Origin of the sequence: Paenibacillus sp. S-38, from assembly GCF_049942825.1 — a bacterium.
In the GTDB taxonomy this organism is placed as follows: Bacteria; Bacillota; Bacilli; order Paenibacillales; family NBRC-103111; genus Paenibacillus_G.
Genome location: NZ_CP187970.1, coordinates 2,406,577 through 2,419,448 on the forward strand (window position 1 = coordinate 2,406,577; position 12,872 = coordinate 2,419,448).

Annotated in this window: 8 protein-coding genes; 7 read left to right on the forward strand and 1 reads right to left on the reverse strand. The window is 60.4% G+C overall.

What is annotated here, in order from left to right; genetic code table 11:
• Positions 1–52 precede the first annotated feature (52 nt).
• The 5 genes from ACP26L_RS11215 (at position 53) to ACP26L_RS11235 (ending at position 6,617) form a co-directional block, all read left to right on the forward strand.
• Positions 53–2,422 carry a glycoside hydrolase family 2 TIM barrel-domain containing protein gene (locus tag ACP26L_RS11215; protein ID WP_426452599.1) on the forward strand — a complete coding sequence of 790 codons (2,370 nt, stop codon included), beginning with the start codon at positions 53–55 and terminating at the stop codon, positions 2,420–2,422.
• Positions 2,423–3,224: 802 nt separating this feature from the next.
• Positions 3,225–3,872, forward strand: a complete 648-nt coding sequence (locus ACP26L_RS11220; protein ID WP_426452600.1) for a GntR family transcriptional regulator — start codon at positions 3,225–3,227, stop codon at positions 3,870–3,872.
• A gap of 17 nt (positions 3,873–3,889) precedes the next feature.
• Positions 3,890–4,963 (forward strand): mannonate dehydratase, encoded by a 1,074-nt coding sequence (gene uxuA / locus ACP26L_RS11225; protein WP_426452601.1) that lies wholly within the window; start codon positions 3,890–3,892, stop codon positions 4,961–4,963.
• Positions 4,963–5,811, forward strand: a complete 849-nt coding sequence (locus ACP26L_RS11230) for an SDR family oxidoreductase (RefSeq protein ID WP_426452602.1) — start codon at positions 4,963–4,965, stop codon at positions 5,809–5,811. Before uxuA ends, ACP26L_RS11230 begins: the two co-directional genes overlap by 1 nt.
• Positions 5,812–5,819: 8 nt before the next feature.
• Positions 5,820–6,617: a Nif3-like dinuclear metal center hexameric protein gene (locus ACP26L_RS11235; RefSeq protein ID WP_426452603.1), complete on the forward strand. Its 798-nt coding sequence runs from the start codon at positions 5,820–5,822 to the stop codon at positions 6,615–6,617.
• A gap of 207 nt (positions 6,618–6,824) precedes the next feature.
• On the opposite strand, the gene ACP26L_RS11240 is transcribed toward ACP26L_RS11235, so the two are convergent.
• Positions 6,825–7,745: a helix-turn-helix domain-containing protein gene (locus tag ACP26L_RS11240; RefSeq protein WP_426452604.1), complete on the reverse strand. Its 921-nt coding sequence runs from the start codon at positions 7,743–7,745 to the stop codon at positions 6,825–6,827.
• A gap of 457 nt (positions 7,746–8,202) precedes the next feature.
• Between ACP26L_RS11240 and ACP26L_RS11245 the strand changes: the two genes are divergently transcribed.
• Positions 8,203–10,362, forward strand: coding sequence for a glycoside hydrolase family 52 protein (locus ACP26L_RS11245; protein WP_426452605.1), 2,160 nt, complete (start codon positions 8,203–8,205; stop codon positions 10,360–10,362).
• Positions 10,359–12,446: an alpha-glucuronidase family glycosyl hydrolase gene (locus tag ACP26L_RS11250; RefSeq protein WP_426452606.1), complete on the forward strand. Its 2,088-nt coding sequence runs from the start codon at positions 10,359–10,361 to the stop codon at positions 12,444–12,446. Before ACP26L_RS11245 ends, ACP26L_RS11250 begins: the two co-directional genes overlap by 4 nt.
• Positions 12,447–12,872 lie beyond the last annotated feature (426 nt).

A 12,872-nucleotide genomic window follows, 5' to 3' on the forward strand; every position in this document is an offset into this window, starting at 1 on the left:
GCTCAAGGGGACTGAAAGGCATGCCAATAAATACCCAAGAAGAGGTGTACCCATGACGGTTGTTGCTTCGAAAGTAAGCCTGCAGCATCGAAGAGTCATTCCCTTCAACACGGACTGGCTGTTCACGAAAGGAAATTATGCGGGGGCGAAACATCCCGGCTTCGATGACAGCCAGTGGCGGAGGCTCGATGTGCCCCACGACTGGAGCATCGAAGAACCGTTCGATCCGGACATGGTGCACGGCGGCAGCCACGCTTACCTGCCCCGGTGGACGGTAGGCTGGTACCGGAAGAAATTCACGGTGGATGCGGAGGACCAAGCGCGGAGGATCGTCATCGAATTCGACGGGGTCCATAACAACAGTGAAGTATGGATCAATGGACACGATCTCGGAAAAAGGCCTTACGGCTACGTTCCATTCCAGTATGATCTCACCCCGTATCTGCAATGGGATGCGGAGAACGTGCTGTCGGTGAAGGTCGACAATACGGTCATGCCTCCGGACCGCTGGTATTCCGGATCGGGCATCTACCGGAACGTGAGGCTGATCTCCTCGGACCCTGTGCAGGTGGACCAGTGGGGCACATACATCACCACCCCGGAAGTGTCGGCGGCATCGGCGAAGGTAGATATTCGTACAACTATCCGCAATGGATACGCTGAGGGCAGGGCCTGCACGGTCACCACGGAGATCGTGGATGCGGATGGTGCCGTCGTCGGCCGAGCGGAATCGAAGGCTGTCGTTCCGGGCGGGGAGACAGCGGAGTACGCTCAGGAGATTCGCGTGGAGACGCCAAAGCTGTGGAGCCCGGAGAGTCCGGAGCTGTACTGTGCGTATACCTCGGTGGCTGTTGACGGACGGGTGGTTGACGACTACGTCACTCCTATTGGGATCCGGGAAATCCGCTTCGACAGCCGGGAAGGCTTTTTCCTGAACGGAGTGAACACGAAGCTGAAGGGCGTCTGCATCCATCACGATCTAGGCTGCCTGGGAGCGGCTTACAACGACCGGGCCATGGAGCGCCGGCTGAGCGTTCTGAAGGAGATGGGCTGCAATGCGGTCCGCTTCGCCCATAATCCGATGTCTGCGGAGCTGCTCGATCTCTGCGACCGGATAGGTTTTCTCGTGGTCGACGAGGCGTTCGACAAGTGGAAATCGCTGTACTACGCGGAGCTGTTCGATGAATGGTGGCAGGCCGACCTCGAGGCGATGCTGCTCAGGGACCGCAACCACCCGAGCATCTTCCTGTGGAGCGTCGGGAACGAAGTGGAGCAGCAGGGGCAGGACTCCATGCTCGAGATGCTGGACCTGCTAGTGAAGCGCTGCCATGCCGTGGATCCGACCCGTCCGGTCACCTGCGCGCTCGAGCCGCATAACTGGCCGAAGAGCCTGCGCAGCGGCACAGTGGAGGAGAAGGTGGCGCATACGCGGAAGCTGGCGGAGCGGGTGGACATCCTCGGCCTGAATTACCAGGAACAGTGGTATGGGCAGTACCGCGAAGCGATGCCGGATACGCTGATCCTCGGGACGGAGACGTTCCCGTTCTACCGGGGCAAGGGCAGCCGGGTCAAGGGCTATGAACCGGTCAACCCATGGTTCGATGTCGTGAAGCACGACTATGTCATCGGCCAATTCGTCTGGGCCGGCATCGACTATCTGGGCGAATCCGCCTATCCTTCCAAAGGCTGGTCCTCTGGTCTGATCGATACGTGCGGTTTCCGCAAGCCGGTCTCGTATCTGCAGATGAGCCTGTGGTCGGAAGAGCCGATGGTGCAGATCGCCGTCTTCGACGACACGCTGGAGCAGGGGCATACTCCGCAGTGGACCAAGCACTGGATGTCGCCGCCGATGGCGTCTCACTGGACCTTCCCGCACTATGAAGGCAGGCTGCTCAGGCTCGTGACGTTTACGAATTGCGAGAGCGTGGAGCTCGTCGTAGGCGACGAGTCCTACGAGGAGAAGCGGCTGGCCGACTATCCGGACCGCCTGATGGTCTGGCATCTGCCTTATGCGCCGGGCCGGGTGAAGGCGATCGGCCGGATAGCGGGCCGAATCGTATGCACCCACGAGCTCGTGACCGCAGGGGACGCCCGGCAGCTGACCCTGCAGGCCGACCGCACCCGGCTTGCCGCCGATGGCGTCGACATCTCACATGTGGAAGTGCTTGTGTCGGATGAGCACGGGGTGCCCGTTCCGAATGCGGCGCATGCCATAACCTTCGAGCTGGAAGGGGAAGGTGCAATCCTCGGTGTGGATAACGGGGATCTGAACAGCGACGAGCCGTATCAAGCGAATGCCCGATCTGCGTACCACGGGCGGTGTCTGGTGGTGGTCCAGGCGGGCAAGCAGGCCGGGACGATTCGGCTGACGGCTTCGGCTGAGGGGCTGAACGAAGCGAGCGTCTCCATCGTATGTGAGTAAAAGGACTGGTGGAGTCTGGGTACCAACGGGATTGAAAGAGGCTTGGGATTGCACCCAAGCCTTTTCCTTTGTATATAGACTATAATGATGATATAAAAATAACTATCATAGAAAGAGAAACAGGAAAGGAATGGTACGGTGAAGGCTCAAAAAAACTTGTTGCTTATCTTAGGATTTATCAGTCTAGCAGCCAGCGGTATGATGTATACTATTGAACGCTCTGCAGCAGCTATATCTTCGCATATATGGAAAGCTGGGTATTTGGCTGGTAGGGTAGACGGGAATCCGGACCCTGTAGAGGTTAGTCTAACCGGCAATTTTTTTATTCCTATTTTTGGGATAGCAGGCCTATTACTAATTTTGATCTTCTTTCTATTAAATAGGGATTAACCAATATTGCCTAAATATCATCGTACTGAATCCAGTAATTGTAAATATGGCCATTGCCGGTTATTTCGGATAAGGGCTTTTCATTTTTCACAGCAAAATCCACCCTTAACATATGTCGCATGACTTCCATGGTATAAACTGGTCAGCACATCGATCTCCCCATTCGGTGGCTGTTCCAATAGCAAATCCTCCCTCTGTTGCTGACGCCGGGGGGCTTTTTGCATACCAAGGGGTGGGAATGTACTGTGCAAATTTATACTTGTATACAAGATGGTGAGCGGGTACAATAACTCTATCTAGTATCTTGTATACAAGCAGGGGGCGCAGCAGCGCTATCCCATACGAAGAAAGGAAGGGGATACCCATTCCAGACGTAACTTCGGAAGGCTCAGCCCAGCGCAAATCGCAGGGGGTGTATGAGGCCATCCGCGAAGACATCGTGTCGCTGCGGCTCATACCCGGGAGCATGATCTACGAGAACGAGCTCGTCGAAGAGCTCGGCGTCAGCCGTACGCCGATCCGCGAGGCGATCCGGCTGCTCGTCAGCGAAGGGCTGCTGGAGGTGCTGCCGCAGCGGGGGACCCGGATCGCCCGAATCTCCGTGCGCAAGGTGGCCGAGGCGCGGTTCATCCGCGAGCAGCTTGAGCTCGGCGCGTTCCAGCTCGCTGCGAGGCTGTGGGATCCCGGCGAGCACGGGGGCGTCAAGGCCGTGGCGGAGGAGCTGCTCGGGAGGCAGCGTGAAGCGGCGGAGGCTGGGGATGCGGCGCGGTTCCTGCAGCTCGACGAAGCGTTCCACCAGGCCGTGATCGGCGTCACAGGCAATGCGACCCTGCAGCAGGTGATCACCCAGATGCGGGGGCACCTGAACCGGCTGCGGTGCCTGGCTCTCCGGCAGTACCACTACATGCCGCAGATGATCGAGGAGCATCTAGGCCTGCTGGAGGCGGTCGAGCAGGGCGACGAGGCACTTGTGGCCGAGCGGCTCGAGCATCATCTGGGCAAGCTGGATGTCGAGCTGCCCGAGCTGCGAAGCGTTTATCCGGACTATTTTCAGGAATAACAAAGGGGACTTGAGCGATGAGAATGGTGTTCCGATGGTACGGGGAAGGCAACGATACGGTCTCCCTGAAGCAGATCAAGCAGATTCCCGGTGTCGAAGGCATCGTCTGGGCACTGCATGATGTGCCGGTCGGCGAAGAATGGCCGATGGACAAAATTGAGGCTTACCGGCGGCAGGTGGAAGAATACGGGCTTCACCTGGAGGTCGTCGAGAGCGTCAACGTGCATGAAGACATCAAGCTGGGCCTGCCCACGCGGGATGGGTATATCGACAACTACATTCGGACGATCGAGAAGCTGGCGAAGGTTGGTGTGAAGACGATCTGCTACAATTTCATGCCCGTCTTCGATTGGATCCGCACCGATCTGTTCAAGGCGCATGAGGACGGATCGACGGCCCTGTTCTACGAGAAGGCCAAGGTGGAAGAGATGAATCCCCAGGAGCTTGTGAGCAAAATCGCGCTGAACCCCGACTTCACGATGCCCGGCTGGGAGCCGGAGCGGCTGCGCAGGCTGGCCCCGCTCTTCGACGCCTACAAGGAAGTATCGGAGGAGGATCTATGGACCAACCTCCAGTACTTCCTCGAGCGGGTGATCCCGGCGGCCGAGCAGCACGACATCCGGATGGCGATTCATCCGGACGATCCGCCGTGGCCGATCTTCGGCCTGCCGAGAATCATGACCGGCCGGGAGAACTTCCGGAGGCTGCTGAAGCTGGTCGACAGCCCGTCCAACGGGCTTACGCTGTGCAGCGGCTCGCTCGGAGCCAATCCGGCAAATGACATTCCGGCGATGGTCCGGGAGTTCGCGGACCGCATTCCATTCGCGCACATCCGCAACGTGAAGGTGTATGAGAACGGCGATTTTATCGAGACGTCCCACCGGGCCTGCGACGGCACCGTGGATATTGTGGATATTGTCCGGGCGTACCATGAGAACGGGTTCACCGGCTACGCTAGACCGGATCACGGACGCCATATCTGGGATGAGCAGTGCCGTCCGGGCTATGGGCTGTATGACCGGGCGCTGGGGATCATGTATTTGTGGGGGGTATGGGACGCCCTGGAACGAAATGCGAAGGAGAGTGCCTGATGATACCGGTGCATACGAATCTGCAGGGAAAAGTCGCCGTCGTGACGGGGGGGAGCGGAGTGCTCTGCTCCGCGATGGCGGAGGAGCTCGGACGCCATGGGGTTAAGGTGGCGATCCTGAACCGCACGGTGGAGAAGGGAGAGGCGGTCGCGCAGCGGATCCGCGAGGCGGGAGGCGAAGCGTTGGCCGTCGCTTGTGATGTTCTGAGCACGGAGAGCGTGAAGGCGGCGGCGGATACTATCAGCGAGAAGCTAGGGCCGTGCGACATTCTGATCAACGGGGCCGGCGGCAATCACCCGAAGGGCAGCACGACGAATGAGACACTGAAGCCGGAGGATCTGCTCAACAAGGAGATCACGACCTTCTTCGACCTGACAGACGAGGGCTTCGGTTTCGTGTTCAACCTGAACTTCTTGGGGACGCTGATCCCGACGCAGGTGTTTGCGAAGCAGATGATTAACAAGCCCGGCGCTGTGGTGATCAACATCTCCTCGATGAGCGCGCCGAGCCCGATGACGAAGGTGCCGGCCTACAGTGCGGCGAAGGCGGCGATCAACAACTTCACCCAGTGGCTCGCCGTGCATATGGCCGACGTCGGCATCCGTGTGAACGCGATCGCGCCGGGCTTTTTCCTGACGGAGCAGAACCGCAGGCTCCTGACGAACGAGGACGGCTCGCTCACCGAGCGCTCCCACAAGATCATCACGCACACCCCGATGCGCCGGTTCGGCCGGCCGGACGATCTGATCGGCACGCTGATCTGGCTGGCCGACGACAGCATGTCCGGGTTCGTCACCGGCATCACTGTGCCCGTGGACGGCGGGTTCATGGCCTACGCGGGAGTGTGAGTGCAGCGATGACGCAGCTGACGGTAAGAGAGGTCATCCGAGTGCTGGAAGAGCCTGTTGGCCTCCTTGAGAAGACGGTCGACACCCTCAAATCCGGACGTCCGGATATGGTGGTGACCGGCATCGTTACGGCTTTCATGCCGACGCAGCACGTCTTGGAGCAGGCGGCTGCCCTGGGGGCCAATCTGGTGGTCGCCCATGAAGGGGCGTATTACAGCCACCATGACCCGGCCGACTTCCTCGAACGGGATCCCGTGTATCTGGAGAAACGGCAGTGGATCGAGGCGTCGGGCCTGGCGATCTACCGCTTCCATGATTATTGGCACCGGTACCGGCCGGACGGGATTATGACCGGCCTGCTGCAGAGCCTCGGCTGGGAGAAGTATGTCGTGGAGGACCTCCCTGCCGCTTCCATCGTCGAGGTTCCCGCCCTGACGGTCGGGGAGGCGGCCGCCTATGTCAAAAACCGGCTCGGCCTTTCCTTCGTCCGGGTGAGTGGGGACCTGTCCACACCGTGTACGCGGATTGGCCTGCTGGCCGGCTACCGGGGCGGAGGGAGCAGTGCGATCCCGCTGTTCGGGAAGGGGCAGGTCGATCTGATCATTGCCGGCGAAGGGCCGGAGTGGGAAACGCCCGAGTACGTCCGGGATGCGGTCCACCAGGGAAGGCCCAAGGGGCTGATCATGCTCGGCCATGCGGAGAGCGAAGAGCCCGGCATGCGGTACCTGGCGGAGCTTCTGCGGCGCAGGTTCCCTGAAGTGCCTGTGTACTTCCTCGCGGATAAGCCGGTGTTCCAGGTGGTGTAGCGCCGTACTTGGAGACTGACAAGGGGGAGGCATGACCGGCGAACGGTACGGCCGTGGCAAGCCGCTGTCCCCTGTGTTTTTCGGGGCTCTCCAAATCAGCTTGGAGAGTCTCTTTTATTAAAATCTGAAGGGATTACTCGCTCTAGCCCGTTTCTGCCATTTTAATAAACGCGCATCGACCTAAAAAGGACGGCATAAGCCGTTATCTCAAGTCGACTCCTCCTCCACTTGGGCGTGCTGCCTCCGGTACCCGCTCGGGGAGCTCCCCGTCCACCGCTTGAACTGGCGGCTGAAGTGGGCGATGTCCTTGTACCCCAGCACGGAGGAGATCTGCTCGACGGAGAGCAGGGAGTTCGACAGGAGCACCTTCGCTTCCTGGAGCACAAGCTCCGACAAATACGCCCGGGGGGCGGTGCCGTACACCTGGCGGAAGACGCGGGAGCAGTGGGACGTGCTGATCCCGAGCTCGGCGGCGATGTCGTCGATGCCGTAGTGGCGCTCGAGCGGGATGCCCTGCTTGAAGTGCTGGCTGGCGAGCCCCTGCAGGCGGCTGCGGATCTGGTGGGCGAGCTCAGCCTTCTCGTACGAGGCGGCCAGCGTGTCCGCTTCCTGGGATACCGCCTCCCACAAGGCGCCGAACAGATCGAAGATCGCCGAGTGCAGCCGCATCCGCTGGGCCATCGTCGCTGTGCCGGCGAGGCGGGTGATCCCGATCAGCCTGGCGAGCAGGGGTTCGACCTGCCGGGTCAGCGGGCTGTCCCGGTGGAACAGCGTCTGCTGCAGACGCCCCAGCATGGACAGGAACAGCGGATCGTCGATGCTGAAGTGGATACAGAAATACGTGAACGGCTGCCCGTTCGCGCTCCGGCTGGCATGCGTCTGACCGGGGCGGATCACCATGAGGTCGCCGGCCTGCTGGTGCAGCGCAGCGCCCTCTACTTTCATGAGCTGCTCCCCTTCGAGCAGGTAATTGATCTCGAATTGGGAATGCTCATGCATCGGGTAATCCCAGCTTCCGCTCACCCGGCGCAGGTGAATCCCGAACAGGTTGATCGTGGTATTGACATCGGGAAGGAGGACTTCGTCGATGATGTGCCCGAGAGAGGGCGGGGGATACGAGCCGGCCATGGATGGTTGCTCCTTTGCAGGGTTTGCGGTAATGTGCGAATCTTTGTGATGTCTACTCGATCTGCACGCTGATGCGAGAATCATTGTGGGTTCCACTCGGTCTGCAGGCAGATGTGCGAATCACTGCGATGTCCGTGCTGACTGCATCGTCTCTGAGGCAGCTGTAAGCTGTGAGCATTTGCAGCGTACGCACGGTCTGGGAGTGGCTGATTGTCCAACGTTTCAGTTGGTTCTTTCATTTCAGTTGGTTCCTTCGCTTCTGCCGGCTCTTTAGTTTCGGCAGATGTCATTCATGTATGCGTTTACTCTATTTGCGTTCCAGTATAGCATACTGGCCCGATTTGGGTAAATTACTGCTCGATTTGACAATGGTTTCACTCAAGAAGGCTGTGCTAGGATGGACCTAAACTGACAGATCCGGCGGAAAGCTCCGGCACATTGAGGGAGGAACACAGCGATGTCGAATACCAACCTGTTTTTTAACGCGCATCATGCACCGATCGGCGCTTTTGCCAGTTTTACATTAGGATTCCGCGGCAAGCGCGGCGGACTGGGCCTCGAGCTCGGCAAGCCGGCCGACGAGAACATCTATATCGGCTTCGAGTCCCGCAGCGGGGGATATTATGAGGCGCTGCCGTTCTATGAAGAGGTCGAGGATGCAAGCGCTCGCTATGACGTGGAGAAAGCGGGAGAAAAGGGTAAGGCGAGCGGCCTGATCTCCTTCGGGGAGAGCTCGATCTCACGGGAGTTCAGGACGGGAACGGATACGTGGCGGGCGGGAGACCTGACGTTCCGCGTGTATTCGCCGGTCCGCTCCGTGCCTGAGCCGGGGACCGGGGACCCCGTCCTGCTCAAGGAAGCGATCGTGCCGGCTGTTTTCGCCGAATTGACGCTCGATAACACACAGGGCACCACCGCGCGCCGGGGTTTCTTCGGCTACGAGGGCAGTGACCCTTACAGTGCGATGCGGCGTCTCGACGACATGGGGCAGGGCGGGCTGACCGGTATCGGGCAAGGAAGGTCCACCGCGATTGCCACGAAGGATGAAGGCGTGATCAGCGCGCTCGGCTTCTCGCTAGAGCGCATCCTGGAGACGAAGCTCCCGCACAATTACGCCTTCGGGCTCGGCGGCACGGGCGCGCTGCTGATGGAAGTGCCTCCCGGGGAGAAGCGCACCTATCGTTTTGCGGTATGCTTCTACCGCGGAGGGCTGGTCACGTCGGGGATCGACGCGTTCTATTACTACACACGCTTTTTCCACTCCATAGAGGAAGTGGCCGGTTATGCGCTGGACCGTTTCTCCGACCTGACGGCGTCCTGCACCGCAGCCGACGAGTGGATCGGCGCCGAGGCGCTGTCCCCGGACCAGCGGTTCATGCTGGACCATGCGATCCACAGCTACTACGGCAGCACCCAGCTGCTGGATGCCTCGGGCCAGGCGATCTGGGTCGTGAACGAAGGCGAGTACCGCATGATGAACACGCTGGATCTGACGGCGGACCAGCTGTACTATGAGCTCATCCTGAACCCGTGGACGGTGCGCAATGAGCTCGAGCTGTTCGTGAACCGGTACAGCTACGAGGATAAGGTGCGCTTCCCCGGCAATGAGACGGAATATCCGGGCGGCCTGACGTTCACGCACGATATGGGCGTGGCCAATGTGTTCTCCCGCCCGCAGTATTCCGCTTACGAGCTGGCCGGCATCAGCGACTGCTTCTCCTACATGAGCCACGAGGAGCTTGTCAACTGGCTGTGCTGCGCACTCGTCTACATCGAGCAGACGCAGGACCGCGAGTTCACGGCGAAGCAGCTTGGGGTTATCCGGCAGTGCTTCGAGAGCATGCTGCACCGGGATCATCCCGAAGCGGAGAAGCGCAACGGGCTGATGGGCCTCGACAGCACCCGCACGCAGGGCGGCGCGGAGATCTCGACCTACGACAGCCTGGACGTGTCGCTCGGCCAATCGCGCAACAACATCTACCTCGCCGGCAAGTGCTGGGCGGTCTATGTCGGGCTCGAGAAGCTGTTCGCGCGCGAAGGGCTCGGCGAGCTCTCCCGGGAGGCGGGGCAGCAGGCGGAGCGCTGCGCTTCGACGATCGCCGCCGAGCTGACGGATGACGGCAATATTCCGGCTGTGATCGGCGAGAACAACGATTCCCGGATCATCCCTGCGATCGAGGGTCTTGTGTTCCCTCACTTCACGGGCTGCGGGGATGCGCTCGATCCCCAGGGACGCTTCGGTACGTACATCCAGGCGCTCACGAAGCACCTGGAGACCGTGCTCGCTCCGGGCGTGTGCCTGTTCGAGGACGGCGCCTGGAAGCTGTCGTCGACTAGCAATAACTCTTGGCTCAGCAAAAGCTACCTGTGCCAGTTCATCGCCAGAACGATTCTCGGCGTTACTTGGGACGAGCGCGGGGCGAAGGCCGACGAGGCGCACGTGAACTGGCTGCTCCATCCGCAGCTGTCCTACTGGTGTTGGAGCGACCAGATCCTCTCCGGGGAGATTATCGGCAGCAAATATTATCCACGCGGCGTTACCGCGATTCTATGGCTATATGAAAAGAAAGGCAATCGCTTGATCCAAGCGGCAGAAGCAGGAGGAGTGGCAAGATGACAGCACATAGGAAGGGAGATCAGGCTGCGGGCTATGACGCGTGGCTTGGAACCCAGGCAGGAACAGGAAAAGGGGCAATCGAAGGAGCCTGGGACTGGTTCGGCACGGTTAGCGTCACCGAACAGCATGAAGCGATCGACTCCGCTCGTGCGGAGTGGTGCAGAGCGGCAGTAGGATTATACGGCGTGGAGCCGTCCGTGATTCAGGCGGCCGGGGAAGGGGCATCCGGAAGCGGCGTGCTCCTCGGCACATTCGGCAGCAGTGCGCTGCTGGATGAAGCGCTCGGCCCGGATGCCGCCGCAGCCGTGACGGGGGCGGAGGGCTTCATCATCCGCGCCGACCGGGAGCGGCGCCGCATCGTTGTAGGCGCCAAGACGCCCGCCGGTGTACTGTACGGCGTGTTCCATCTTCTGCGCCTGCTCCGTACCGGGGCGGCGCCGGAGGAGTTGAATGCCGTGGAGAACCCGGTGAACGGGCTGCGCATGATCAACCAGTGGGACAACATGGACGGCAGCATCGAACGGGGCTATGCCGGGAAGTCCATTTTCTACGAGAACAACCGGATCACGGAGAACCTGGACCGCATCCGCGATTATGCCCGCCTGCTCGCTTCGACGGGGATCAACGCCATTGCGATCAACAACGTGAACGTGCACCGGTACGAAACCCAGCTGCTCACGAAGGAATTCCTTCCGGAAGTCGCCAAGATAGCGGAGGTCTTCCGCGCGTATGCGATCAAGCTGTTCCTCAGCATTAACTATGCGAGCCCGCTCGAGATCGGCGGCCTGTCCACGGCAGATCCGCTCGATCCGGAGGTTCGCGCGTGGTGGAAAAGCACGGCGGCAGAAGTGTATGCCGCCATCCCGGACTTCGGCGGCTTCCTTGTGAAGGCGGATTCCGAGAACCGCCCGGGCCCGTTCACCTACGGGCGCGATCACGCAGATGGCTCCAACATGCTCGCGGAGGCCCTGCAGCCTTACGGTGGCCTGGTGATCTGGCGCTGCTTCGTGTATAACTGCAAGCAGGACTGGCGCGACCGCCAGACGGACAGGGCACGTGCGGCTTACGATCACTTCATGCCGCTGGACGGCCGTTTCCTGGACAACGTCATCCTGCAGATCAAGAACGGCCCGATGGACTTCCAGGTGCGGGAGCCGGCCTCCCCGCTCTTCGGCGGGCTGGAGGAGACGAACCAGGTCATCGAATTCCAGATCACCCAGGAATATACGGGACAGCAGCGCCATCTCTGCTACCTGGTGCCGCAGTGGAAGGAAGTGCTCGACTTCGATACGTATGCGAAGGGCGAGGGCTCCCCGGTGAAGCGGATCGTGGACGGCTCGCTGCTCGGCAGCCGCCACAGCGGATTCGCGGCGGTCTCCAACATCGGCGATGATACGAACTGGACCGGGCATCTGCTGGCACAGGCGAATCTGTACGGCTTCGGCCGGCTGGCCTGGAATCCCGAGCTGTCCGCCGAAGAGATTGCCGGAGAGTGGATCCGGCAGACGTTCGGCCCCGATGAGCAGGTCGTCCGTACCGTGCTGGGGATGCTCATGGATTCCTGGAGCATCTACGAGTCGTATACGGCGCCGCTCGGCGTGGGCTGGATGGTCAATCCCGACCACCACTACGGGCCGAATGTGGACGGCTACGAATATTCGAAATGGGGCACGTACCACTTTGCCGACTGTCAAGGGATCGGCGTGGACCGCACCGTGGCCTCCGGAACGGGGTACACTGCACAGTACAAGGGACGCAACGCCGAGGTCTACGAGTCGCTGGCCGACTGCCCGGACGAGCTGCTGCTGTTCTTCCATCACGTGCCGTACACGCACAAGCTGCATTCGGGCAAAACCGTCATTCAGCACATCTATGACACGCACTTCGAAGGCGTGGAGCGTGCGGACCGGCTGAAGGAAGCATGGGCTGGCCTTGCCGGTACCATGGACGAGGAGCTGCACGGGCAGGTGGCCGAGCGTCTCACCCACCAGGTTGAGCACGCCCGGGAGTGGCGGGACATCATCAACACCTACTTCTTCCGCAAGAGCGGGATCGCGGATGAGCAGGGTCGCACGATTTATTGATCCGACACGGAGCTTGATGGTTCTTGCGGTACATGGAGTCGTGAAGCCGTACGCAGGTTGGATGGGTGAAGCTGCTCCCCGGGCCGCAAGGGAGCCGGTAAAAGTAAAGGCAGGTACGGAAGTACCCTTTGCCTTCTCGAAGCGTCTGTGCGAGCAGGAGAGACATGGATGGCGGAAGCGATTACATGAACGAGAAGTGCACTCCACAGGGGGAGTCATCAGCGGCGGGCCTATCCCCCGCGCTCATTGTAACTTGTGACGGCAGAGAGCCCGTCCTTGCTCGTTCATGTAACTTCTGGTGACAACAGCCCGTTCCTTGCCCGCACGTTGTAACTTGTGACGGCAAACGGCCCGTCCTTGCTCGTTCATGTAACTTCTGATGACAACAGCCCGTTCCTTGCCCGCACGTTGTAACTTGTGACGGCA

Coding starts and splice junctions, on each gene's coding strand:
- ACP26L_RS11215 (WP_426452599.1), top strand. CDS start 53: ATGACGGTTGTTGCTTCGAAAGTAAGCCTGCAGCATCGAAGAGTCATT.
- uxuA (WP_426452601.1), top strand. CDS start 3,890: ATGAGAATGGTGTTCCGATGGTACGGGGAAGGCAACGATACGGTCTCC.
- ACP26L_RS11230 (WP_426452602.1), top strand. CDS start 4,963: ATGATACCGGTGCATACGAATCTGCAGGGAAAAGTCGCCGTCGTGACG.
- ACP26L_RS11235 (WP_426452603.1), top strand. CDS start 5,820: ATGACGCAGCTGACGGTAAGAGAGGTCATCCGAGTGCTGGAAGAGCCT.
- ACP26L_RS11240 (WP_426452604.1), bottom strand. CDS start 7,745: ATGGCCGGCTCGTATCCCCCGCCCTCTCTCGGGCACATCATCGACGAA.
- ACP26L_RS11245 (WP_426452605.1), top strand. CDS start 8,203: ATGTCGAATACCAACCTGTTTTTTAACGCGCATCATGCACCGATCGGC.
- ACP26L_RS11250 (WP_426452606.1), top strand. CDS start 10,359: ATGACAGCACATAGGAAGGGAGATCAGGCTGCGGGCTATGACGCGTGG.